This window comes from Pontixanthobacter rizhaonensis, from assembly GCF_012972675.1.
GTDB lineage: Bacteria > Pseudomonadota > Alphaproteobacteria > Sphingomonadales > Sphingomonadaceae > Pontixanthobacter > Pontixanthobacter rizhaonensis.
This window is the reverse complement of record NZ_JABCRE010000003.1, coordinates 636400-661193: the sequence shown is the minus strand read 5'-3', so window position 1 is coordinate 661193 and position 24794 is coordinate 636400. Positions and strand designations below refer to the sequence as shown.

The following is a 24794-nucleotide window of genomic DNA, read 5'->3' as shown; positions in this document are numbered from 1 at the left end:
CTTACCATCTGGAACAGCAGGCGATGTGGCGGTAGAAGGCCCAGCCATGAGCTTAGCCCCGAGCCCCAAATTGCCGCCAGATACCGCGCGTAATATGCGGATCACTGCGACCCTGATGCTGGTGCTGATGGCGGGGCTGTTCCTGCTGTCGAAGCAATATCTCGAATTCCACCCCGGCTGGGGTTATCTCCATGCCTTTGCAGAGGCTGCCATGGTCGGCGGTATTGCAGACTGGTTTGCGGTCACGGCATTGTTCCGCCACCCGCTCGGCATTCCGATCCCGCATACGGCGATTATCCCGACAAACAAGAACCGGATCGCCGATACTATGGCGGACTTCTTGCGGAGCAATTTCCTGACACCTGCGGTCGTAGCGCGCCGGATGCACAATATGAATATGGCCCGCGCAATGGGCGAATTTCTGGAACAGCCGACACAGGGGTCGCAATCACGTATCGGAGCAGGTGCGGCAGAACTGATTGCCGGGATCTTTGAATCGCTCGATCCGGAACGGCTGGGCGGGCAGGTTCGTACCGGGCTGAAACAGCAGATGGCGAAGCTCGAAGTATCGCCGCTCGCCGGCCAAATGCTGTCCACCACGATTGCGGATCGCAAACACTTACCATTGATCGACGCGTTGGTCCGCTGGTCGGGGCTGACATTGGAAGACAATGAAGAGATGGTCCGGGAAATGATTAGCGAGCGAGCCAATGGCTTGCTCCGCTGGACCGGGCTGGACGAGCGGCTATCAAGCTCGGTCCTCGATGGTTTGTACCGGTTGCTGGCCGAAGTGTTGATCGATCCTGACCATCCCTTGCGCGACAAGATCGAGCAAGGCTTGCAAGAGCTGGCCCAGAATTTGATCCATGACCCGGCAATGCGCGCCAAAGTCGAGCGGATGAAGAATGAGCTCATCGAAAACGAAGCCGTAGCCGATTGGTGGCAAGGCGTGTGGGAACGCATCCGCGGCGGCATGATTCGCATGGCACGCAATCCTGATACGGTGCTTGGCGGCCAGATCGGGGAGAGCTTGGCCGAACTGGGTAAAGCCCTGCGCGAAGATGCTCTGCTGCAAACCCAGATTAACCGCTTCGCCCGCCGCACGGCTGTGGGCATCGCCACGCGTTACGGCGATCAGATCGTCCAATTGGTATCGGAGACTGTTCGCCGGTGGGACGCCCAAACCATTACTGACCGGATCGAAGGCGCAGTGGGGCGCGATCTCCAGTTCATTCGGATCAACGGCACGATGGTAGGCGGGCTGGTCGGCGTGACCATCCATTTCCTGGATAGTCTGTTTTAGCGGTTGTATTCGCTTCACAGGCCCGCAAAGAAAAGGGGCCCGACCTTCGCAGGCGGACCCCTTTTGTGTGCTATATACGGTTAGCGATTACAGCTTACCAAGAAGCTCCGGTACAACTTTGTACAAATCACCAACCAAGCCGATATCGGCGACTTGGAAGATCGGTGCATCTTCATCTTTGTTGATGGCGATGATTGTCTTGGAATCTTTCATTCCCGCCAAGTGTTGGATCGCGCCGGAGATACCGATGGCGATATACACTTCAGGCGCAACAATCTTACCGGTCTGGCCCACTTGATAGTCGTTGGGGACATACCCTGCGTCAACAGCGGCGCGTGATGCACCAATGCCTGCACCCAGCTTGTCAGCCAGCGGAGTGATCACTTCCTCAAACGTTGCAGCATCTTTCAATGCGCGCCCGCCGGATACGATGATCTTGGCACTGGTCAGTTCAGGACGTTCGCTCTTCGCGATTTCCGCACTGACGAATTCTGACGTACCCGCATCACCCGGGCCGGAAACAGCCTCAACTGTACCCGAACCGCCTTCAGTGGCAGCTTTATCGAACGCGGTACCGCGCACGGTGATAACCAATTTCGCATCGCTGCTTTCCACTGTGGCAATCGCGTTGCCAGCATAGATCGGGCGCGTGAAAGTCTTGTCGCCTTCGACTGAAAGAATGTCAGAAATCTGCATCACGTCGAGCAATGCTGCGACGCGCGGTGCGATGTTTTTGCCGCTGGTGGTGGCTGGCGCAAGAAATGCGTCGTGGTCTGCCATCAATCCGGCGGCCAGGGGCGCTACGTTTTCAGCCAATTGATTGGCGTAAGCCGCGTCATCTGCCAGATGCACCTTGTCCACGCCAGCAATTTTGGCCGCTTCGTCCGCAACTGCTGCGCAGCCTGAGCCGGCAACGAGCAAATGCACTTCACCCAATTTGGATGCGGCAGTTACAACGGCCAGAGTGGCGTCTTTGACCGACGAATTATCGTGTTCAACGAGAACCAGAGTTTTCATTATGCGACTCCCAATGCTTTAAGCTTCGCAACCAGCGCATCCACATCTTCAACCTTTTCACCAGCCTGGCGAACGGGTGGCTCGCTGACATTGGTGGTGGTCAGGCGCGGCGCAATATCGACGCCGAAATCGGCTGGCGTCTTGCTGTCGAGCGGCTTCTTCTTGGCTTTCATGATGTTTGGCAGAGACGCATAGCGCGGCTCATTCAAACGCAAATCGGTGGTGACGATGGCTGGCAGAGCCAGTTTCACTGTTTCCAGACCACCATCAATTTCGCGCTTAACGACAACACTGTCGCCATCAATTTCTACTGTGTTGGCGAAGGTGCCTTGCGGGCGCTCCATCAAAGCTGCCAGCATTTGACCGGTCTGGTTACTATCGTCAGAGATCGATTGTTTGCCCAGCAGGATCAATCCGGGATTTTCATCTGCGGCGATCGCTTTGAGTATCTTGGCAACAGCCAGTGGCTCTACTTCTTCATCTGTCTCGACGAGGATCGCCCGGTCCGCACCCATTGCCAACGCCGTGCGCAAGGTCTCTTGCGCCTTTGCCGGACCGACAGATACCGCGATGATTTCTTCTGCCTTGCCCGCTTCTTTTAAACGGATGGCTTCTTCAACTGCGATTTCGTCAAACGGGTTCATGCTCATCTTAACGTTCGCAAGATCAACACCGGTGCCGTCCGCTTTCACGCGTGGCTTTACGTTATAATCGATAACCCGTTTTACGGGTACGAGGATTTTCATAGTGTACCTTTCCTCTTTCCAGAAACTCTGTCCCGTGGCCTAGCTTGCGTTTACGTAAACGTCAAGTTGGGCAACTTCTCCAAAACATGGCTTTGAAGGCTTAACTCGCATAGATGCTGTCGCGTTCCAATTGGCGTCGGTCAAGCTGGAACTTTGGGGCGTTTGCTTGGCGCACCAGGCGTCAGCCCGGCGCTGGTACAGCAGATGGTATGGCTCGCCGCGATGCATTTTCAGCATGATTCGCAGACAGGATATGAGTAGCCCGCCGAACAATGGCCAACGCATATGAAAAAGGCGGACGAGAACCAATCCCGCCCGCCTTTAAAAGCCTGTGAAGAGGTCGGCTTATGCCGCTTGCTTGACCTCAGCGACGATTTTCTTCGCCGCATCGCCCAGATCATCCGCCGCCACGATTGGCAGGCCCGAATTGGCCAGAATGTCTTTACCCTGCTGAACGTTGGTACCTTCTAAACGGACGACCAGCGGAACCGAGAGGTTCACGTCTTTCGCCGCCTGAACGATACCGTCCGCAATCACGTCACATTTCATGATGCCGCCAAAGATGTTCACCAGAATGCCTTCTACGGCAGGGTCTTTCAGAATGATCTTGAACGCCGCAGTCACTTTTTCAGTGGTTGCGCCGCCGCCAACATCCAGGAAGTTGGCCGGAAACGCGCCGTTGAGCTTGATGATGTCCATTGTCGCCATCGCCAGACCAGCGCCATTGACCATGCAGCCGATATTACCGTCCAGCTTGATGTAAGCGAGATCATATTCGCTCGCTTCGACTTCCGCCGGATCTTCTTCAGTTTCGTCGCGCATCGCTTCGACATCTTTATGACGATAGAGCGCGTTGCCATCGAAGCTCATTTTGGTGTCCAGCACAAGCAGTTCGCCGGCCTTGGTTTCCACCAGAGGGTTGATCTCGAGCATCTCTGTGTCGAGTTCCATGAACGCAGTGTAGAGCTTGGCTGCCAGCTTCTGGCATTGTTTGTTGAGATCGCCGGTCAGCTTCAGCGCGAAGGCCACGGCGCGGCCGTGATGCGGCATAAAGCCTTGGGCCGGATCGATGGTGATCGTGGTGATCAGCTCTGGAGTGTTGTGTGCGACATCTTCAATGTCCATCCCGCCTTCGGTTGAGGCAACCATGGCGACTTGGCCTGTGGCGCGGTCAACCAACATGGCAAGATAGTATTCTTGTTCAATATCGACGCCATCTGTGACGTAGAGGCGGTTGACTTGCTTGCCCTCGTCACCGGTCTGGATGGTGACCAGCGTATTACCGAGCATTTCTTTCGCATCCGCTTCCACATCTTCGATGCTTTTGGCGAGGCGTACACCGCCTTTTGCGTCAGGGCCCAGTTCCTTGAACTTCCCTTTGCCGCGGCCACCCGCATGGATTTGTGCTTTGACGACATAGAGTGGTCCAGGCAATTTTTTGGCACCCGCAACTGCTTCTTCTACTGTCAGAGCAGCGTGACCGGTGGGGATACCGATGCCATATTTTGCGAGCAGTTCTTTGGCCTGATATTCGTGAATATTCATGGAATGTCCGTCTTTCCGAGCAAATTTAGGGAGAAAGCGATAAATCTGCTGGCCGCCTAAGCATGGATTCGCGCGGTTGAAAAGGCTCGAAACGCAAAACAGTGAGGGTTGAATTGTTGCGCGATGCCATCCAACAGCATTGGCAGATGATTGATCGCTCCCGCCTCGACGCAATTCTCGATGAAGCTGGGAAAATTGCGTTCGGATTTTGGCCCGGTGCCGGGCATGAAGTCACCAGTTGGGAGAAAGAGCCGGGGAGCCCGGTTTCGGAGGCCGATATCGAGGTCGATGGCTTTCTTCGGCACGAGTTAGGAAAACTTTTGCCGTCTGCCGGTTGGCTTTCGGAAGAGACAGCGGATGATCCCAAACGGCTCGATAAAGGCCTGATTTGGCTCGTTGATCCTATCGACGGCACACGGGATTTCCTGCGTGGGCGCGCGGGTTGGTGCGTTTCGGTTGCGCTCATCAGTGAAGGCAAACCGTTGCTGGGGATGCTCGACGCCCCAGCGCGCCAGGAAAAATGGGTGGCTGAGGCTGGCAAGGGAGCGTGGCGGAACGGCATTGCTCTTAATGCCTCGACCCGGCAGGAGTTTGCCGGAGCAAGAGTGCCTGCTGTGTCCCTGCAAAAAGTTGATCAGATCTTGTCGATGGTGGATCAACCGAACTCGATCGCCCTGCGGGTTGCGATGGTTGGCGCAGACGAGGCGGATTTGGTGGCGACGCTCCGTTGGGGTTTTGAATGGGATATCGGCGCAGCGGCTCTTATTGCGCGCGAAGCAGGGGCGGCCGTCAGCGATGCGTTTGGCCGTCCGTTCCTGTATAATAAGCGTGACCCGCGCGCTTTTGGTCTGCTGGTGAGCGCACCAGCGATTCACACAGATGCAATTGACCATCTGGCGGATCGGGCCGCCATTATCGCGACCCAATAAAAAAGGGCCGGCTTTGCAGCCAGCCCCTTCTCGATGCCCCTCAGCGAGTGGCATATTCAATTTAGTGACTAACCACCTTGGGCAGCATCTACATCCGCTTGTGTAATCGGAATGATCTTAATCTCGACCCGGCGATTCATCGCACGGCCTTCAGCAGTGGCGTTGTCTGCAATCGGTGCAGTCTCACCAAAGCCCTGCCAGCGAATGCGTGCTGAATTGACACCGCGCGACGTCATATAGTTCGAGACCGCTTGTGCGCGCTGCTCAGACAAACGTTGGTTGAATGCGTCCGAACCAGTCGAATCAGTGTGGCCGTAAACGTCTATCAGACTGTCGGGATATTGGCGCAAGCTACCGGCCACAGTGTCCAGAGTGCTGCGGAAAGATGGTTTGATAGTGTAGCTGCCAACGTCGAAGGTGACGCCATCGGGCAAGTTCACGAGAACTGCATTGCCGCCATCAACCTCAGTTACATCAACACCTGAACCGGCAGTCTGCTCTTTCAGTTCTTTGATCTGCTGGTCCATGTTGTAGCCAACAACACCGCCAGCCACACCGCCGACGCCGGCGCCAATGATGCGCCCGGTTTTGCCGCCAATAACACCGCCCAGCAGTCCGCCCAGCACGGCGCCGCCAACACCGCCAATGGCCGTGCGGGATACTTTCTGTTGTCCGGTGTTCGGATCGGTGACGCAGCCAGATACTGTCATTAGAGATACTGCCGCTAGGCTTGATACGAATATCCGTGAGTTCTTCATCGGTTGTCCCTCCTAAGGAGTTGCCATGGTGCCCATAAGCGGGCGTTTCCCACGTTAGGCGTCTGTTACATGAACAGGCAAGGAACGATGGGGTTCCGACAGTGCGACGAGATACATCAATTTACGACGAATCGTGAAAATCGTCCCTCTGGCACTCTCCCGGATTTCTGCTAGCGAATAGGAGTGACTCCTTTTCCTTGGCCTGACCTGCTGATTATCGGCGGCTTGATCGTTCTCAACGGTGTGTTCGCCATGTCCGAACTCGCCATTGTTTCTGCGCGTACAGCGCGCCTGCAAGCGGCGGCTGAGAAAGGTAGCGGCGCTGCCAAAACAGCAATTGCTTTGGCGGCTGACCCGGGCAAGTTTCTGTCGACCGTCCAGATTGGCATTACACTCATCAGCATCGTCGCGGGTGCGTATTCCGGGTCCAGTCTCGGCACTCCGGCGGGTGAACGGCTGGCGGCGATCGGCGTGCCAGAGGAATATGCGGCGGAAACAGGCTTTGTGCTGGCCATCGCCCTGACGACCTATTTCACTTTGGTGGTGGGCGAATTGGTACCGAAGCAAATGGCCTTGCGCGCTGCGGTTCCGATTGCGCTGGTCATGGCGCGCCCGATGGCGCTGCTGGCCAAAATCGCTGCCCCGCTGGTGTGGCTACTCGATTCGTCGTCCGGCCTATTGATCCGGCTGCTGGGTGTTCGCCGCAGCGGCCAATCCAGTGTTACGGCTGAAGAGCTGCATATGATTTTTGCCGATGCGACCAATTCGGGCGTGATCGAGGCGGATCAGCATCAAATCCTAACGGGGGCGGTTCGCTTGGCAGAACGCCCTGTTCGCGAAGTGATGACCCCGAGGACCGAGGTCGATTGGCTGCATATTGATGCGGATGAAGCAGCGATTCGTGCGACCATAGAGGAAAGCCCGCATTCCTTGCTACCCGTTGCAGAAGGATCGCCCGATACGATCCTTGGCGTGGTGAAAGTCCGTGAAGTGCTGGCGTTGATGGTCGCGGGTAAAAAAGTGAACTTGAAACGCCTGATGAAGAAGGCGGAAATCGTGCCTGATCAACTGGATGCCATGGATGCGCTACGCAGCTTGCAACAGTCTGAGGTTGCGATGGCAATGGTGCATGATGAATATGGCCATCTGGACGGGATCGTGACGCCGGTTGATTTGCTGACTGCGCTGGTCGGCCAATTTGTGAGCGACGTTGACGAAGGCGATGCGCCGACATTTATTGAGCGCGAGGACGGGCTGCTAATTATCGCCGGCGGGATGTCGGCAGACGAAATGGCTGATCGGCTGGGCCTCACCTATGATGACACGCGCGAATTTGCCACCGCTGCGGGGTTTGTGTTGTCGGTACTTAAGAAGCTACCTCTTGAGGGCGACAGCTTTGTGGAACAAGGCTGGCGCTTCGAGGTGATCGATATGGATGCCCGCAAGATCGGTAAATTACTGGTCAGCAAAGCGAATTAGGGGCTTTTTGGCCTCTAACGCCCTGCGACCGAGCGACCAAACAGAATACTCAACCGGGAATAATCGCCTGACTGTTTTGGCCGTCACCTTCTGGGGCGGCAATAATATCACGCGTTACACTGCCTTTGGCGACCGTGTTTGTCGCAGGATCGCCAACAGACGACCGGATACCCGGCGCTGCAGTACCCGCACGGTCAAGCGCGCTGGTTTCCACCGCGCTGCGCGCCGCTGGGCCGCCGAACAAGGCTTCCAGAGCTTGCTCGGACGCTGTGCCTTCGGATGGGCGAGGTGCGCCCGGTGATGGCGGGACCAAGTTAAAATCTGGCGGAACAACCAATGGGGCTTGCCGCTGAACAGCGAATTCGTCTGGGCGCTCACGAGTTAAAAACCCGCCGCTGCCGCATGATGCCAGCATTGCGCTCGCCGCGCTTAGAAGGATGAGTGTGCTTACTTTACGCATATCAGCTCTCCGCAGCTTTACGCCGCTTCATTCGTGTCAGTGGGTTCCTTATCGCGCACGAAGAAGGAACGGGCAAGGATGATCACAACACCGATGGTGATAGCCGCATCGGCAACGTTGAAAATCAGGAACGGGCTGAACCCGTTAATGTGAAAATCTGCATAATCGAGGACATAGCCATAATCATACCGGTCAATAATATTGCCGAGCGCGCCGCCAAGGATCATCGACAGTCCGATAATATCGCCGAGCGCCTTTTCGCGGAGCATCCAGATGAAGACAACCAGCGCGATCAGCGCGGTTACGCCGACCAGCGCCCAGCGCATTTCTGGTGAAGTCGCTTCGAACATGCCCATTGATACGCCGTAATTATGCGTCCGGTGAAGCGCGAAGAAAGGCAGCAAATCAATCCGATCGCCCAGCTTCATCGCCAGATCGACATCGACCACTTTCTTGATCCATTGATCCGCGACAAAGATAACCGTCGCCAATACCAGCCCGATGATGCGATTTTTGGTCAGGAAGCTCATGCCGCTGCCTCCTCTGCTGCATCATAGGCTGTAACAACCTCCGCGCAGCGACCGCATAAGTCGCCATCTGCCGTTACTTCGGGCAGCAAGCGCCAGCATCGGCCGCATTTGTGATCGGATGTCCGCGTAACTTTCACATCATCCCCTTGGCCGCGCGTGACTGACGCAGCGATGAACAGTTCGGCCAAATCGGCATCTGTGAAACCGGCTGGCACTTTGTCAGCCGGCACAATAACATCGGCTTCGAGCCCGGAACGGATGGTTTTCTCGCGCCGCAAAGGTTCGATTGCTTCCATCACAGTCTCGCGCAATTCGCGCAGCGCCGTCCACCGCGCCGTATCCGAACCAACTTGCGGGATGCTTGGCCATTCAAGCAGATGAACGCTGCCCTGCTGTTCGTTGTCTTCGGGGTAACGCGCTCTCCAGACTTCTTCTGATGTATAGACCAGAACCGGTGCGGTATAGCGGATCAGCGCGTGGAACAGGATATCCAGCACGGTGCGATAGGCGCGGCGTTTGGGGTCATTCTCATCATCGCAATAGAGGCAGTCTTTGCGGATATCGAAGAAGAATGCCGACAAATCTTCATTGCAGAAATCGACTAGCAACCGCGTGTAGGTGTTGAAGTCATAATCATCGACCGCTTGGCGCAATTTGCGGTCAAGCTCTGCCAATTCAGACAGGATGTAGACTTCCAGTTCCGGAATTTCCGCATCATCGCCCAAATCGCCAACAAACCCGTCGAGCGCGCCAAGCAAATAGCGGAAAGTGTTGCGCAATTTGCGGTAGGTGTCGCCAACCCCTTTCAGGATTTCATCACCGATCCGGTGGTCTTCGGTAAAATCGACACTGAGCGCCCATAGGCGGATAATATCCGCACCATATTGCTCCATCACTTTCAACGGATTGACGGTGTTACCCAGGCTCTTGGACATTTTCATGCCCTTGGAATCCATAGTAAAGCCGTGTGTCAGTACGTCCTTATACGGTGCGCGGCCGCGCGTACCGCAGCTTTCCAGCAGGCTTGATTGGAACCAGCCGCGATGCTGGTCGCTGCCTTCCAGATAGAGGTCTGCGGGGGATTGCAGTTCGGGCCATTCGTCTGTTTCCAGAACGAAGGCATGGGTAGAACCGCTGTCAAACCACACGTCCAGAATGTCACTGACCATTTCATAGTCATCGGGGTTACGATCGGCGCCAAGGAATTCAGCGGCGCGGCTTTTGTCCCATGCATCGACCGTGTCTGCGGTAATCGCAGCCTGAATGCGCGCGTTCACTTCCGGATCCACCAGCAATTCGCCAGATTCGCGGTGAACAAACAGCGCAATCGGCACGCCCCATGCGCGCTGGCGGCTGATCAGCCAGTCAGGCCGGCCTTCGACCATAGAACGCAAACGGTTACGCCCCTTTTCAGGGATAAAGCGGGTTGCTTCAATTTCTTCCATGGCGCGCGCGCGCAAGGTGGGCGCACCGTCAATATGCTCCAGCCGCTCGTCAATCGCGATGAACCATTGCGGGGTGCAGCGGTAAACGACTTTGGCCTTGGAACGCCATGAATGCGGGTAGCTATGCGCATAATCGGCGCTGGCCGAAAGAAGCGCGCCCGCCTCCCGCAAGTCCGAACAAATCGGGCCTTCGGGCGAGTTGAACGGTTTGTTGATCACGCTGCGGCGGCGTTCTTTGCCGTCGGCGTCTTTGTCATCTGCACCCAACCACAGCCAGTCATCGCGGTAACGGCCATCGCCCATAACGGCGAAAACCGGATCAATCCCGTTGGCCTTGCATAGATCGAAATCATCCTCGCCGTGATCGGGCGACATATGGACGATGCCGGTACCGCTATCGGTGGTGACAAAATCGCCTGCGAGCATGGGGCGCGGTTTGGCATAGAACCCGCCGAGATGGTGCATCGGGTGGCGAACGATGGTTCCTGCGAGCTGGTCACCGCCGCAGACCGTGTAATGTTTTACACTGCTGTTGTCGTATTCACAGCCAATTCGCAGAAGGAAGCTAGGAATAAGCTTGTCTGCCATGAACAAGAGTTTCCCGCGCCACTTTTCAAGATGCGGTTTATCGTCAATTTCATCAGTTTTGATCTCGAACGTCGAGTATTCGACATCCGGCCCATAAGCCAAAGCCTGATTCACCGGAATCGTCCAAGGAGTAGTCGTCCAGATTACCGCATGAGCGCCAACCAATTCCTCAATCGGCGATTCCACAATTTCGAACGCCACATCGATTTGTGGGCTGTCGGTCAAATCCGCATATTCTACTTCGGCATCAGCCAAGGCGGTTTCTTCTACCGGCGACCACATCACTGGCTTCGCCCCGCGATAGAGCTGGCCGGTTTCGGCGAATTTGTGCAATTCCGCAACAATTGCGCCTTCTGCCTCGGGGCGCATGGTTAGATAGGGTTTGTCCCACCGGCCATTAATGCCCAGCCGCTTCAACTGGTCGCGCTGCACGTCGACCCATTTCTGGGCGTAATCGCGGCATTCGGCGCGGAATTCTTTCGGCGGAACGTCGTTCTTGTTTTTCTTTTTCTTCCGATACAGCTCTTCGATCTTCCATTCGATCGGCAGACCGTGGCAATCCCAGCCAGGCACGTAAGGCGCATCTTTGCCAAGCAGGCTTTGCGTGCGCACCACAGTGTCTTTCAGCACATGGTTCAGCGCATGGCCGATATGCATATCGCCGTTTGCATAGGGCGGGCCATCATGCAGGATGAATTTCTCGCGGCCAGCGCGTGCCTCGCGCAGTTTTTCATACAGGCCAATCTCTTCCCAGCGGGCCTGAATACCCGGTTCCTTCTGCGGAAGGCCGGCTTTCATGGGGAACGCAGTCTTCGGCAGGAAGACTGTGGGGCGATAATCGCGGGAATTGTCGTCATTTGGCATAGCGTAGGGCCGTTATCCGAAACTGCGCCCGATGGAAACCGCAATTGCCTTCAATAGCGCGTACTTCATCACGCTCTTACTCTCGGGCGGCGCGGCGACGCTTCAGCGCGGCGTCCAGCGCGTCGCTCTGTTCCTCGGTTCGGCTGTTGAAGGCTGGGCGCAATGACGGGCCGATGGTGTAGATATCATCGACCCACAACCACCCGTTAAAGCTGCGCGGAATGTCGCCCAATTGTTCAGGTATATCGACCCCGCGCGGATAATTATCAGGCAATTGTGGGCCCAGCATGATCATCTGCACATCATGCTCCTCCATCCGCGCGATCATCCGGTTGGGCCAGCCGGGCAAGGTCCATTGCAGATCGAGCGCGATGAAAATGGTGCCGCCTTTGCAGCTGTCCGGCATAATTCCGAACCAGCCCATCACTGTATAATCCGTGGTGCATTGCTTGGCACCTTGCGTGCTGAAAGCCCATGCATCCGGCGCAAGTTCTTTGAGCCGGGCGATTACATCTTGGTGACCGTAGAAAATATCACGGCCATTTGCGATATTGTGATCAGCCGCTTTCAGGGCTGCCACAAGCAGGTCGGCCTCATCCGGGTTTTTGCTTTTGAAATTGAACGCCAGCCGTGTGCGGAAGGCGGCTTTCAGCCCCTCTTCTAGAGTTGCTATGCCCCCGATATGCTGGCCCCGAAACGGGAACGTCTTGCCCCCATCCGCTGTGTAGCCATAGCCGATATCGAGAGCTTTGAGTTCTGCCATCGTGAAATCACGCGTGTCGCCCGACGCCTCGGTGCGGCAATCGACGGTCCAATCATGGAATAAAGCGATCTGGCCATCTTTGGTCGGCGCGATATCAACTTCGATCATCTGAGCGCCCAATTCGCGCGCAGCAATGATCGAATCTGCGGTGTTCTCCAGGAAGCCATGCACCGGCTGTTCGATCCGGGTGGCCGTGCAATCATCGCGGCCCAGATCGGTTTGGTCATACGCTTGATACACCCCGCGATGGGCGATCAATTTGACGTTACCTTTGGGATTGGGGGCGAGCCAACTGGCATTGATGACCGTCAGCATAACAAAGCCCAGCGCCAGCACCGTACCGATGCGCTTGGCCCATATCATCCGAGCAGCCGCCGCGCTTCGTCGCAGTCTTTTTCCATTTGTTCCATCAGGCCGTCGAGCGAATCGAACTTGGCTTCGCCGCGCAGGAAGTGATGGAATGCCACCTCGATTTCTTGCCCGTAAAGGTCGCCGGAAAAATCGAAGAAATACGGTTCCAGCAGCTCTTTGGCGGGTGTGAATTGTGGGCGAATTCCAATATTTGCGGCACCCTTTAGCTCTTCGCCAGTCGCCAGAATTTTACCGGTGACGGCATAAATACCGAATTTGGGCCGCAAGTAGCTTTCCACCGAGAGATTGGCTGTCGGGTAACCGATTTCACGCCCGCGCTTGTCGCCATGCTGTACGATCCCACGAATGGCGAAAGGGCGGGACAGTAGTCGCGCGGCTTCTTGCGGATCCCCTTCTCGTAAAGCGTCGCGGATACGGCTGGAGGAAATGACTTTATCCGCATCACCAACCGGCCCGATAGTGCGCGCCCGGATGCCATATTCTGATCCGGCATCGGCGAGCACTTGCACATTGCCGCCACGCGCTTTGCCGAAAGTGAAATCTTCACCGGTAACCACGCCCGCAACGCCAAGCCGTTTGGCCAGCACCTCGCCAATATAATCCTCTGCCGAAGTCGCGGCGAGTTCTGCATCGAAATGGAAGACGAGCATCGCTGTTGCGCCAGCTTCCAGATATAGCTCTTGCCGCTGTTCCAGGGTGGTAAGGCGGAACGGCTCTATATCGGGCTTGAAAAACCGCACCGGGTGCGGGTCGAACGTTGCCACAATCGCGGGGCGCCCCTCTTCCCGGGCCCAGCGAATGGCTTCGCCTGCAACGGCCTGATGTCCCTTATGAAACCCGTCAAAATTACCCAGCGCAACAATCGCGCCGCGCAAGCTGTCGGGCACTGGTTCACGGTGATCGAGCCATCTCATGTGGCAGGCTCCAAAGACAGGAAGGAATAGGCTGGGCCGTCACCGTCTGCCGGGTGATCGTGCCGTTCAGTGACCACCCAAGCATTGCTGAGTTCGGGCATAAAAGTATCGCCCTCATAATCGGAGTGGATTTGGGTGAGTTCGATGCGGTCAGCCAAGGGTAAAAACACATCGTAGATCGCAGCGCCGCCAATAACACTTACGTCGCCATCGCCTGCCATCGCCAGCGCTTCTTTAACCGAATGCGCAATTTCGGCCCCTTCCGCCTCGAAATTATCATGCCGTGTCAGCACGATATGACGGCGGCCGGGCAGAAGGCCGGGCAGACTTTCAAAGGTCTTGCGGCCCATAATCATCGGTTTGCCGATGGTGAGGGCTTTGAAGCGCTTCAGGTCAGCGGGCAGTCGCCACGGTAAATCGCCATCCTTGCCAATCACGCCATTGGCGGCGCGGGCATATATAAGCGTGATGGTCTGGCTCATTGGGTGCTGCCTGAACCCTCTGCATCGCGCGTGATGCGTGTCACATGGCCCATCTTGCGGCCATCGCGCGCTTGTTTCTTGCCGTATAGGTGTAAATGTGTGTCCGGCTCGCTCAGCATTTCGAGCGCAGTATTGGCGGCTTTGCCGATGATGTTATCCATCACAATATGCGGAGCGATTGTACTGGTATCACCTAGGGGCAGGCCCGCGACTGCCCGAATGTGGTTTTCAAATTGGCTCGTGGCGGCGCCTTCGATTGTCCAATGGCCGGAATTGTGAACCCGCGGGGCCATTTCATTGAACACAGGACCGGCCGCTGTGGCAAAGAACTCACAAGTGAGCACACCAACATAATCCAGCCGCTGTGCAATGGCGGCGGCGAGTGCGCGCGCCGGTTTCAATTGGCCGGCAATAGCGGCGCCAGCCGGAATGGTCGAATGCGCCAAAATGCCATTTTCGTGAACATTTTCGGCGCTATCCCAATAGCGTATCTCGCCGTCCTTAGAACGCACCAGAATGACGGAGAACTCTGCAGAAAAATCGACGAAACCCTCGTAGATTGCGGGCATATCAGGCACTCGCAAACCCTCCGCATCGCGGACTGACCCGATCCGCCATTGGCCTTTGCCATCATAGCCATCGCGCCGCGTCTTGAGTATGCCGGGCGTGCCAATCCGTTCAACTGCGCGCATCAATTCTTCATGCGTGTCGACAGTGGCATAGGCCGCAGGCGTACCGCCCAATTCCTCGACAAACCTTTTTTCCGCCAAGCGGTCCTGCGCCGTTTCAAGTGCGCGGGGGTGCGGCGTTATGCGGTCTGCAATGGGTGCCAGCGGTGCCACGGGGACATTCTCAAATTCCCACGTTACTGCGTCGCATTGCTGGATGAAAGCGGTCAGCGCCGCAGTGTCATCCCATTTGTTACAAAAAAAATCGCGGCTCACCTCGGCAGCCACGCTGTCTTTTTCCGGTGCGTAGATGATAGTGTGAAAGCCGAGCTGCGCGGCAGACATGGCCATCATCCGGCCAAGCTGGCCGCCGCCCAAAATTCCGATTGTTCCCCCCGGTTTCAGCATCAGATGGCCACCATTATTCTACTGGACGCTCCGTAACTGCATCACTGCGCGCCGCGCGCCAAGCCTTCAGGCGCGCTGTCAGTGCTGGGTCGCTGGTGGCCAAGATTGATGCCGCCAACAGGCCGGCATTGGTGGCCCCTGCTTCGCCAATCGCCAAGGTACCAGTGGGCACACCCGCTGGCATTTGCACGATCGACAGCAAGCTATCCATACCCGACAGTGCCTTGGACTGGATCGGGACGCCCAGAACAGGCAAATGCGTCATCGCGGCGATCATACCGGGCAAGTGGGCCGCACCGCCCGCACCGGCGATAATAACCGATAGTCCTTGATCGGCTGCGCCCTTGGCGAAATCCGCCATTCGGTCCGGCGTGCGGTGGGCGGAGACAATCCGTACGTCGCTGGCCACCTCCAGCTCTTCCAGCACTTTGGCGGCGCATTGCATGGTTGGCCAGTCGGACTGGCTGCCCATCACAATCGCAACTTTTGGCGCTGCAGCCGTCATTTCATGTCCTTCAGATAAAACCGCTCACCCGGCTGCATCGCGTCATCAAATTCATATATGATTGGCTGGCCGGTTGGGATTTCCAAACCGGTGATATCATCATCGGAAATACCCGAAAGGTGCTTTACCAAGGCACGCAAAGAGTTGCCGTGGGCAGAAATGATCACGGTTTCGCCGCTCGCCAATACGGGCAGAACATCGCTTTCCCAATACGGCAGAACGCGTTCAATAGTCAGCTTAAGGCTTTCGGTGTTAGGAATGTCGATCCCGGCATAGCGGGGGTCCTTGGTCAGATCATACTCGCTACCACTTTCCATCTCTGGTGGCGGCACATCGAAGCTGCGGCGCCAAATATGGACTTGGTCGTCGCCATGTTTGTCGCGCGTCTCTTGCTTGTTGAGTCCGGTCAATCCGCCGTAATGACGTTCGTTGAGCCGCCAGTCTTTGGTGACCGGAAGCCATAATCTGCCCGCTTCTTCCAATGCAAGATTGAGCGTTTTGATTGCGCGTGTCTGAAATGATGTAAACGCGGCGGTCGGCAAAATGCCTTTTTCGGCCATCAGCGCGCCAGCTGCTTTTGCTTCCGCTACGCCCTTCTCTGTCAGATCAACATCCCACCAGCCGGTGAACCGGTTTTCGAGATTCCACTGGCTTTGACCGTGGCGAACAAGAATAAGTGTAGGCAAGAGATGCGCTCCGAAGCGTTTTTGGGAGCAATTGGCGTTAGCTCTGATCGACCGGCTTGGAAAGGCTTTCTGTGTCTGAGCTGTCAATTTGCCGTGCTTGCGCCTTCCTGCGGCGTAAATTTTCGCGCAGTTTCTCTGCTAAGCGCTCTTCACGCGTCTTTTTTGGGGAATCGGTAGCCATTGGGAAAGCTATTGCCGCTAAAGACGTCTTTCCTCAAGGGCTAGGGCATGTCGCTGCTTGACTTTATCCGACAGCGCGACAATAGCGCGCCCCTTGAAACGGTACGCTGCTGTAGCTCAGTGGTAGAGCGCGTCATTGGTAATGACGAGGTCGGGAGTTCAATTCTCCCTAGCAGCACCATCACTTCCGCTTAGTGTTAGAACGGCTCCCTGCGGGCAGTGCATAAAGCTTGCTGCCTGTGTGGGTATCGAGTGGGTGGTGCTTTAAGCAGGGAGGCTATCGTTCGTAATGATGGGGTCAGAGGTTCGAGTCCTCTAAGTGCACCACTACTTCCAGTATGGAAATCATAGGCTCTCTGTGGAAGGTCCTTGAGCTTGGAGGAGTGGCTTTGCCTGCTGGAAGGGCAAAACTTACGGTGGACCTAAGCGGCATATCAAAGAAGCGTCAGTTTGCTGTTTCGATCCAAAATATCGGATTGCTCTTGGCTATAGTGTGCGACGTCGAGGTAGCCGGTGTTGTGGACGCCGCCTTCGCAGCGGGAAGGCCCTCTAGGGTAGGTGGCGCAGGTGGTACCGAAAGTGACCCAAACAGCGATGCTTCCAAATGCACTTGCGTGAACTTTTGTGCACTGCAATATCGTTTACATGAGAATCGCAATCGTCGACGAAAGCGCAGTGCGCGCCTCGATTATCGAGGATGGGCTGTCTGAATTTGACGATTATGAGACGTTTGTAATCGCGCAACGCGATGGACTGCTTGCTCAGATAGCTAAAATCGAACCCGACATCGTTCTGATGGATCTTGGTAACCCGTCGCGCGATGTGTTGGAGGAGTACTTTGCCGTCAGCCGGGTCTTGGATCGACCCATTGCGATGTTTGTCGATGAATCTGATGATGAGGCGATTACCTCTTCGATTGATGCCGGGGTGTCTGCGTATGTGGTGGATGGTCTAGCGGCCCATCGGATCAAACCATTACTCGACCTTGCCGTGAAACGGTTTAATGCATTTGCGCGCCTCCAGACAGAGCTGAGTGAGGCCAAGGGTAAGCTTGCCGCGCGTGAATCAATCGACAAGGCAAAGCGAATCCTCATGGATAGCCGAGGAATTTCGGAGCCTGAAGCTTACGCCGAACTGCGCCGTAAAGCGATGGAATCGAGCAAACGTATCGCAACAATTGCCGAGGCCGTGGTGACGGCGCATGAACTAATGGGAGACCAATCGTGACCGAGCAACTGACAATTGGTTTCCTGCCCCTGGTCGACGCTTGCTTGCCGATCTTGGCGAAAGAACATGGCTTTGCGGAGGAAGAAGGCGTCGATGTGTCGTTCATTCGCGATGCGTCTTGGGCAACGGTATTGGACCGCCTACTTTACGGGCACAGCGACGCGGCGCATTTGGTCGCACCGTTGGCGATAGCAACAACGCTTGGTCGTGGCAGGCCTGCCCAGCCAATTAGTGTCCCGTTCCTTCTGGGGCTGAATGGCAATGCCATCACACTGCGGCCCGAACTCTCTGCCACTGTCGGTACGCGCGGACAAATGGGTGCTCCGGCTGCAGTTGGAGAGAGGTTACGCAAAGAGGCTGTTCTCGCAGCGAAGAGCGGGCGTAAACTTCGGTTTGGTGTCGTACATCGCTATTCCAGCCACAACTACATATTGCGCTATTGGCTTGCGGCTTGCGGCATTAAGCCCGACCAAGACGTAGAGATTGTCACCGTTGCTCCGCCTTTTGTAGTCGATGCGCTAGGCAATGGTGCGCTTGACGGTGTTTGCGTTGGAGAACCCTATAATAGTTACGCGGTTGATCGCGGGTTGGGTGATATCGTTCTGACTACATCACAGATATGGCGGCGCGGCGTGGAGAAGGTGCTGGCTCTGCGCGAGCCGGTGATGGTTGAGAAACAGGGTGCGGTAGAAGCCCTTATCCGCGCAATGCGCAAAGCGGGCGCGCACTTTATCGACCCGGCCAATTGGGAAGAGAATGCCCATATCTTGGCCAGGGCTGATTACCTTGACGGTGATCCAAAACCGATACAGCGGGCACTGTCGGATCGGCTTGTTCTATCTCAAGGACAACCTCCAGAAGTGTTCTCTGATTTTATGTTCCAGCACAGTGAAGCGGCGAATTTCCCATGGATCAGCCAGGCGCGCTGGCTCTATTCGCAAATGCTGCGCTGGGACTCGATGGAATATGACCCATCCGAGGCTGAAGCCGCCACACGTGTTTTCCGACCAGATATATACCGCAGTGCAATACGCGGGACCGGTGACGATCTACCCGCTGCGAATGCTAAGGTGGAGGGTAGCGTTCAAGCACCGCTAGGTGTCGGAGCCGAAGAAGGTTCTATTACATTAAAAAATAACGTATTTTTTGATGGGCGCGCTTTTGATCCAGATGAGTTGGAAACGTACGTTCAGCACGATAATTAACAGAAATCGTATGCTGCAGTGCAAAAAACGCTTTACGCGGCGCACCCGAATCGGTTAGCTACACCGCATCAATCGAGCGTTGTCCAAAGGCGGACAGAGAACCGTACGTTTGATAGATTTCAACATTGCGTGGCAACGATGCCGCCCGAACTGGTCTTCTTCAGGGAAACCATTCGAGGCGGCTTTTTTGTGTGCGCATCAAACAGACGATGGGTCAGATAAGCATGTTCAAGAGTATCTCTTTCAATCGCCGAGGTGTAATAGCAGCGGTCGCTGCAAGTATGATTTTGGCATCTTGCGGATCTAGCAATGAAGATGTTGTCGCACCTGCGAACCTTGATGGCGCAGTCGAAAAGGCCAATCTGACGTTGGGATTCATCAAGCTGACCGACATGGCACCACTCGCCATCGCAAAGGAAAAAGGCTTTTTCGCGGAAGAAGGCCTCAATGTGACGTTGGAGCCCCAAGCGAACTGGAAGGTCTTGTTGGATGGCGTGATCGGCGGACAATTAGACGGCGCGCATATGCTTGCAGGTCAGCCAATCGCGGCGACCATAGGCTACGGTACAAAAGCTGACTTGATCGCGCCGCTAAGCCTCGACTTGAATGGAAATGCGATCACTGTTTCAAACAAAGTCTGGGAGATGATCAAAGATGATCTGCCGCAGGAAAACGGCAAGCCCAAGCACCCGATCTCGGCATCGGCGCTTAAGCCAGTAGTCGCCAGCTTCGAAGAGCAAGGCAAGCCGTTTAAAATGGGCATGGTATTCCCGGTCAGCACACACAATTATGAACTGCGTTATTGGCTTGCCGCTGGTGGTTTAAATCCCGGCTTCTATACGCCTGGGGATGTTGGCGGGTTGGTGGATGCTGACGTCCAGCTTTCTGTCACGCCTCCTCCGCAAATGCCGGCGACACTGGAAGCAGGTACGATCGAAGGGTATTGCGTCGGCGAACCTTGGAATCAGGCGGCCGTATTCAAAAAGATCGGTGTTCCGGTTATTACCGATCATCAGATTTGGAATGACAACCCGGAGAAAGTGTTCGGCCTGCGCGAAGACTTTGCTGAGAAGAACCCTGCCACAACCGCTGCTGTTTTGCGGGCAATCATTAAAGCGCAGAAGTGGCTCGATGAAGATGGCGGGAAGAACCGACCAGAAGCTGTAGAAATCTTGGCTCGACCAAATTACGTTGGCGCCGATGCCGAAGTGATTGCCGCTTCAATGACAGGCAAGTTCACCTTTGAACCGGGCGACACACGCGATGCCCCGGGTTTCAACATCTTCTTCGATAAATATGCCGGTTACCCGTTCTATTCGGACGCTATCTGGTACCTCACGCAAATGCGCCGTTGGGGCCAAATTGCGGAAGACCAGACGGACGAATGGTATGTCCAACAGGCCAAGTCCATCTATCGTCCGGACCTTTATTTGGCTGCCGCCAATTCGCTGGCCGAAGAAGGCGTGATCGCTGCATCAGACATTCCTGAAACGGATGGCTTCAAGGGGGAGCAAAGCGGCTTCATCGATGGGATTATCTTCGATGGCTCGCAACCAAATGCTTACCTCGCGAAGTTCAAAATTGGGCTTCAAAAAGGCCAAACCGTGACTGCCGCCGGCGTCAAGTAAGCAACGCCTATCCCAAGGTCCAAGGAGCACAAAATGGCAACCGCATACGCTGATGACAAAGCACCACCAAAGCCCGCTGAAATAGAAGCGGTAGAAAGGGGCGCTAAAGCAATTACAACCGACGCAACGAGTGGTAGTAAGCCCTCCGTGGCGGATGGTGAGGGTTTCCGTAAATTCCTGGGTAGATGGGGGGAGCCGTTGATCGCTCCCATCGCGGGAATTGTCATTTTCCTCGGACTTTGGGCTCTGCTTGCCCCGCAAGTTGACACATCACTGGGCGCTTTGCCTGGCCCAGTTGAAGTCGCTGAGCAAGGTGGAGCACTCTACGATGAATGGGTCGCGGCGAACGATCAAGAAGCTGAATTCTATGCCGCGCAAGATGACGCCAACGAAGCCGCTATCGCAGCGGGAAATCCTGGTGCTGTTCGCGACTTTGAATATGCTGGCGCACCTACTTTCGTCGATCAGATATTCACGTCGCTCTACACGGTCGCGCTCGGGTTTTTATTGGCGACCATTATCGCGGTTCCACTCGGTTTGATCAGCGGTCTCTCGCGAATGTTCAACGCGGCGATTAATCCACTGGTCCAGATTATGAAACCCGTAAGCCCGCTCGCTTGGCTTCCGATTGTCACCATGGTTGTTTCGGCGACGATCACCAGCGCAGATCCGCTATTGGCAAAGAGCTTCGTTATCTCTGCCATTGTTGTGACCCTTTGTTCGCTATGGCCAACGCTTATCAATACCGCTGTCGGTACCGCTTCAATTGACAAAGACCTTTTGAATGTCGGGAAAGTATTGAAGTTAGGCTGGTTTGCCAAACTGACCCGGCTCGTCCTCCCATCCTCACTTCCGTACATATTTACAGGCATGCGTCTTTCGCTGGGCGTGGGCTGGATGGTTCTTATTGCGGCAGAAATGCTCGCTCAGAATCCTGGCCTTGGCAAGTTTGTTTGGGACGAATTCCAAAATGGGAGTTCGCAAAGTTTGGCACGCATTATGTTTGCGGTGATTGTCATTGGCCTAATCGGCTTTGGTCTCGACCGGATCATGATGGGGCTTCAGTCACTCGCATCGCGCAACCGGACTGTTTGAGGAGGCCTTGATGACCAACCATCCCATTTTGTCGCTTAGAGGCGTGACCAAAAGCTACTCTGGCCAGACGGGTGCAACTACCGAAGTCCTGGGCGGGATTGATCTCGAAGTCGAGGAGGGAGAATTTGTTGCAATCCTCGGTTTCTCGGGCGCGGGTAAAACCACGCTGATCTCGTCGGTAGCAGGATTGGTGGAACCTGATTCCGGCGAGATCTTACTTCGCGGCGAACCGGTTGATGGTTCTGGCCGGGATCGAGGTCTGGTCTTCCAGTCGTATTCCCTGTTTCCTTGGCTGAGCGTTGAGCAGAACGTCGCGCTAGCAGTCGAAGCGGTCCATAAGAACCGGAGCAAATCGGAGCGCGACGAGCTCATAAAGCAGAAGGTGGAGTTGGTCGGCTTGGGCCATGCAATGGACCGAAAGCCGTCTGAGCTTTCCGGTGGAATGCGTCAGCGTGTTGCAGTGGCCCGGGCATTGGCGATGGAGCCAGAAATTTTGCTTCTGGACGAACCTCTGTCGGCGCTCGATGCTCTCACTCGTGCTAAGCTACAAGACGAGATCGAGCGTATCCGCAAGGAAGAAAAGCGTACGATTATCCTTGTTACCAACGATGTGGATGAGGCCTTGCTGCTCGCCGATCGGGTGGCCGTTATGACACCGGCACCGGCCGCAACAATTGGGAAGATTTTTGATGTAAATGTGCCTCGCCCTCGTGAACGTGAAGCGATGAACGATGATGCTGCGTTTATCAGACTACGCACAGACATTGTTACCTATCTCGGTGGATTGAACGAGAGTATTGCCCTTGCGACAACTGAAACGGTCGCATTGCCGGATGTTGCGCCGCTTGATCTGGCGCCGCCGCCAAAGGCCTATCGCGACGCGGCTCAAAGCTCGGTCACGCAGCGCTATTTGGAGTTCTTTAAGCTCAAGAAGATTTACCCAACTCCAAAAGGGCCACTGACCGTCGTTGAAGATTTCAACCTATTGATGAACAAGGGTGAATTTATCACCCTGATTGGCCATTCTGGCTGCGGTAAATCGACCGTCCTCACCATGGCTGCAGGCCTGAATGAGATTAGCGGTGGCGGGATCGTGCTAGACAACCGCGAGATTGAAACTGCCGGTCCGGATAAGGCGGTAGTGTTCCAAGCCCCCAGTTTGATGCCCTGGCTGACCGCACGCCAAAATGTCGATTTGGGCGTTAATCGCGTCTACGCGCAAGCTGGCAAGGGCGAACGCCGAGACATTGTCGATTACTACCTCGACCGCGTTGGCCTGGCCGATTCAAAGGACAAAATGGCAGCGGAAATGTCCAATGGAATGCGCCAGCGTGTTGGCTTGGCCAGGGCATTTGCGCTCAGCCCGCGCTTGTTGCTGCTCGATGAACCCTTCGGGATGCTCGATAGTCTCACACGTTGGGATTTGCAGGATGTTCTGACAGAAGTCTGGAATCGTACGAAAGTGACGGCGATCATGGTGACGCATGATGTGGATGAGGCCATTTTGATGGCCGATCGCGTAGTCATGATGACCAATGGCCCACACGCTACCATCGGTAAGATCCTGAAAATCGACCTGCCGCGCCCACGCGATCGCAAGGCTTTGCTCGATCATCCGAAATTCTACGAATACCGGCAGGAAGTTCTCCGCTTCCTGGCGGAATATGACCATGGACCAGCCAGCAAGGCGGCCTAAAAAAAACAGGGAATGATGCCTGAAACCAAACAATTTTCAGGGAGCAAATATATGAGCTTGAAATTAATGGCCACCGCATCTGCCATGATTATGGCAGCTTGCGGAACGAATTCTTACGCGCAAGATCAAGCCGCCAAGGAAGCACCTAAACAACCTTGGGGAGGCCCGGTTGAGTTTGCCGAAGGAGTTACATTCGACCCCATCATTGATGCGCGCATCCGGCTGGAAACTTCTGAACAAGCCAACGCTGCGGGCGATGCCACGGCGGTAACCGCACGGCTGCGTTTTGGCGGCGAAGTCAAAACCAACGGTTTCTCGTTTCTGGCAGAGGCAGAGGGCTCGCTCGCTATCGTGGACGATTTCAACGACACTTTGCCCGGTAACGGGATTGAGCCGTTTTCTGTTGTTCCCGATCCGGAAACGGTCGAACTAAACCGTCTACAAATTGCCTATAAAGGTGATGGATACGGTGTGACTGTCGGTCGCCAGAGGATTATTCTGGGTAATTCGCGCTTCGTAGGTAATGTCGGCTGGCGGCAGAATGAACAGACTTTTGACGCAATACGCGGCACGGCAAAGATTGGCCCGGTCAGCGTCGATGCCACATATTCCAATTCCCAGCGCACAATCTTTGGATCCGAAAGCCCCAATGAGTTTCTCGATGGCGATTTAGTGTTACTGAATGCCGGCGTAAAGGCTGGCCCGATTGACGTAACCGGCTTCGCCTACCTTATCGATTATGACACGCGTCTTGCGTTCTCCAGTCAGACGTACGGACTGATAGCCAAGGCAACAATTCCCGCGGGCGGGCTCAAAATCAATGCTATGGGCAGCTATGCCCGCCAGTCTGACTATGGCAACAATCCAACACGCTATGACGCTGATTATCTACATGGCGAGCTGGGGATGGACATTTCCGGTTTCTCACTCAAGGCGGGTTACGAGCAACTGGGCAGCGATGGCGGAACCTCCGCATTCCAAACACCTCTCGCGACATTACACAAGTTCAACGGCTGGGCAGATCTGTTTCTGACAACACCAGCCAACGGCTTGCAGGACGTTTATGCCGGCGGGGGGTACACCTTCAAGATTGGCGGGCTGCCAGCATTCAAGACGGCGGTGGTCTATCATGACTTTTCCAGCGACACGGGGTCATTCGACTACGGTAGCGAGTGGGATGCCTCGGTTGGGTTCAAGCTCGGTAAAGTCGGTTTGCTTGTGAAATACGCCAATTATCAGGCGGACACGTTCGGCGTCGATACCGAAAAGCTGTGGGTACAAGCCGGAATAAGCTTCTAAAT

Annotated in this window: 23 protein-coding genes and 1 tRNA gene; 10 read left to right on the top strand and 14 right to left on the bottom strand. The window is 55.5% G+C overall.

The window, feature by feature from the left end; genetic code table 11:
* Window positions 1–46 precede the first annotated feature (46 nt).
* Window positions 47–1303: a DUF445 domain-containing protein gene (locus tag HKD42_RS10915; protein ID WP_246236983.1), complete on the top strand. Its 1257-nt coding sequence runs from the start codon at window positions 47–49 to the stop codon at window positions 1301–1303.
* Window positions 1304–1390: 87 nt separating this feature from the next.
* Here HKD42_RS10915 and HKD42_RS10910 read toward each other — a convergent pair whose 3' ends face one another.
* From HKD42_RS10910 to sucC, 3 genes are all read right to left on the bottom strand, one after another.
* Window positions 1391–2320 (bottom strand): electron transfer flavoprotein subunit alpha/FixB family protein, encoded by a 930-nt coding sequence (locus HKD42_RS10910; protein WP_170013269.1) that lies wholly within the window; start codon window positions 2318–2320, stop codon window positions 1391–1393.
* Window positions 2320–3066 (bottom strand): electron transfer flavoprotein subunit beta/FixA family protein, encoded by a 747-nt coding sequence (locus HKD42_RS10905; RefSeq protein WP_170013267.1) that lies wholly within the window; start codon window positions 3064–3066, stop codon window positions 2320–2322. The genes HKD42_RS10910 and HKD42_RS10905 overlap by 1 nt, the downstream gene beginning before the upstream one ends.
* A gap of 345 nt (window positions 3067–3411) precedes the next feature.
* Entirely contained in the window at window positions 3412–4611 is a 1200-nt protein-coding gene (sucC, locus tag HKD42_RS10900; protein ID WP_170013265.1) for an ADP-forming succinate--CoA ligase subunit beta, read from the bottom strand.
* Between the two features lie 146 nt (window positions 4612–4757).
* On the opposite strand from sucC, the gene HKD42_RS10895 reads away from it, so the two are divergent.
* Window positions 4758–5540: a 3'(2'),5'-bisphosphate nucleotidase CysQ gene (locus HKD42_RS10895; protein ID WP_170014061.1), complete on the top strand. Its 783-nt coding sequence runs from the start codon at window positions 4758–4760 to the stop codon at window positions 5538–5540.
* Window positions 5541–5608: 68 nt separating this feature from the next.
* On the opposite strand, the gene HKD42_RS10890 is transcribed toward HKD42_RS10895, so the two are convergent.
* On the bottom strand, window positions 5609–6298 hold the full coding sequence (locus tag HKD42_RS10890) for a YiaD family glycine zipper/OmpA-like lipoprotein (RefSeq protein ID WP_170013263.1): 690 nt from the start codon (window positions 6296–6298) through the stop codon (window positions 5609–5611).
* A gap of 183 nt (window positions 6299–6481) precedes the next feature.
* On the opposite strand from HKD42_RS10890, the gene HKD42_RS10885 reads away from it, so the two are divergent.
* Window positions 6482–7777: a CNNM domain-containing protein gene (locus tag HKD42_RS10885; RefSeq protein ID WP_170013261.1), complete on the top strand. Its 1296-nt coding sequence runs from the start codon at window positions 6482–6484 to the stop codon at window positions 7775–7777.
* A 49-nt stretch (window positions 7778–7826) separates the two neighbouring features.
* Here HKD42_RS10885 and HKD42_RS10880 read toward each other — a convergent pair whose 3' ends face one another.
* The 10 genes from HKD42_RS10880 to HKD42_RS10835 all read right to left on the bottom strand — a co-directional run bounded on the left by HKD42_RS10880 (window position 7827) and on the right by HKD42_RS10835 (window position 16643).
* Complete coding sequence (locus HKD42_RS10880) at window positions 7827–8237, bottom strand: DUF3035 domain-containing protein (RefSeq protein WP_170013259.1); 411 nt, start codon at window positions 8235–8237, stop codon at window positions 7827–7829.
* 17 nt (window positions 8238–8254) lie between these two features.
* Complete coding sequence (gene lspA / locus HKD42_RS10875; protein ID WP_170013257.1) at window positions 8255–8767, bottom strand: signal peptidase II; 513 nt, start codon at window positions 8765–8767, stop codon at window positions 8255–8257.
* Window positions 8764–11664: an isoleucine--tRNA ligase gene (ileS, locus tag HKD42_RS10870; RefSeq protein WP_170013255.1), complete on the bottom strand. Its 2901-nt coding sequence runs from the start codon at window positions 11662–11664 to the stop codon at window positions 8764–8766. Before ileS ends, lspA begins: the two co-directional genes overlap by 4 nt.
* A gap of 76 nt (window positions 11665–11740) precedes the next feature.
* On the bottom strand, window positions 11741–12790 hold the full coding sequence (locus HKD42_RS10865; RefSeq protein ID WP_170013252.1) for a glycerophosphodiester phosphodiesterase family protein: 1050 nt from the start codon (window positions 12788–12790) through the stop codon (window positions 11741–11743).
* Complete coding sequence (locus HKD42_RS10860) at window positions 12787–13713, bottom strand: bifunctional riboflavin kinase/FAD synthetase (RefSeq protein WP_170013250.1); 927 nt, start codon at window positions 13711–13713, stop codon at window positions 12787–12789. The genes HKD42_RS10865 and HKD42_RS10860 overlap by 4 nt, the downstream gene beginning before the upstream one ends.
* On the bottom strand, window positions 13710–14195 hold the full coding sequence (locus HKD42_RS10855; RefSeq protein WP_170013248.1) for a dihydrofolate reductase: 486 nt from the start codon (window positions 14193–14195) through the stop codon (window positions 13710–13712). Before HKD42_RS10855 ends, HKD42_RS10860 begins: the two co-directional genes overlap by 4 nt.
* Window positions 14192–15271: a 5-(carboxyamino)imidazole ribonucleotide synthase gene (locus HKD42_RS10850; RefSeq protein ID WP_170013246.1), complete on the bottom strand. Its 1080-nt coding sequence runs from the start codon at window positions 15269–15271 to the stop codon at window positions 14192–14194. The genes HKD42_RS10855 and HKD42_RS10850 overlap by 4 nt, the downstream gene beginning before the upstream one ends.
* A 13-nt stretch (window positions 15272–15284) precedes the next feature.
* Window positions 15285–15776 (bottom strand): 5-(carboxyamino)imidazole ribonucleotide mutase, encoded by a 492-nt coding sequence (purE, locus tag HKD42_RS10845; protein ID WP_170013244.1) that lies wholly within the window; start codon window positions 15774–15776, stop codon window positions 15285–15287.
* A complete protein-coding gene (gene gpmA, locus HKD42_RS10840; protein WP_170013242.1) occupies window positions 15773–16462 on the bottom strand; it encodes a 2,3-diphosphoglycerate-dependent phosphoglycerate mutase in 690 nt (229 codons plus the stop codon). Before gpmA ends, purE begins: the two co-directional genes overlap by 4 nt.
* Before the next feature lie 37 nt (window positions 16463–16499).
* A complete protein-coding gene (locus HKD42_RS10835; protein ID WP_170013240.1) occupies window positions 16500–16643 on the bottom strand; it encodes a hypothetical protein in 144 nt (47 codons plus the stop codon).
* Window positions 16644–16748: 105 nt separating this feature from the next.
* Here HKD42_RS10835 and HKD42_RS10830 point away from each other — a divergent pair.
* From HKD42_RS10830 to HKD42_RS10800, 7 genes are all read left to right on the top strand, one after another.
* Window positions 16749–16823: transfer RNA gene (locus tag HKD42_RS10830), tRNA-Thr, on the top strand.
* Window positions 16824–17287: 464 nt separating this feature from the next.
* Complete coding sequence (locus HKD42_RS10825; RefSeq protein WP_170013238.1) at window positions 17288–17869, top strand: ANTAR domain-containing response regulator; 582 nt, start codon at window positions 17288–17290, stop codon at window positions 17867–17869.
* On the top strand, window positions 17866–19074 hold the full coding sequence (locus tag HKD42_RS10820) for an ABC transporter substrate-binding protein (protein WP_170013236.1): 1209 nt from the start codon (window positions 17866–17868) through the stop codon (window positions 19072–19074). Before HKD42_RS10825 ends, HKD42_RS10820 begins: the two co-directional genes overlap by 4 nt.
* 281 nt (window positions 19075–19355) lie before the next feature.
* Window positions 19356–20702: a CmpA/NrtA family ABC transporter substrate-binding protein gene (locus HKD42_RS10815; RefSeq protein WP_246236981.1), complete on the top strand. Its 1347-nt coding sequence runs from the start codon at window positions 19356–19358 to the stop codon at window positions 20700–20702.
* Window positions 20703–20735: 33 nt separating this feature from the next.
* Complete coding sequence (locus HKD42_RS10810) at window positions 20736–21797, top strand: ABC transporter permease (protein ID WP_170013233.1); 1062 nt, start codon at window positions 20736–20738, stop codon at window positions 21795–21797.
* A gap of 10 nt (window positions 21798–21807) precedes the next feature.
* A complete protein-coding gene (locus HKD42_RS10805; protein ID WP_170013231.1) occupies window positions 21808–23493 on the top strand; it encodes an ABC transporter ATP-binding protein in 1686 nt (561 codons plus the stop codon).
* A gap of 51 nt (window positions 23494–23544) precedes the next feature.
* Entirely contained in the window at window positions 23545–24792 is a 1248-nt protein-coding gene (locus HKD42_RS10800) for an alginate export family protein (protein WP_246236979.1), read from the top strand.
* Window positions 24793–24794 lie beyond the last annotated feature (2 nt).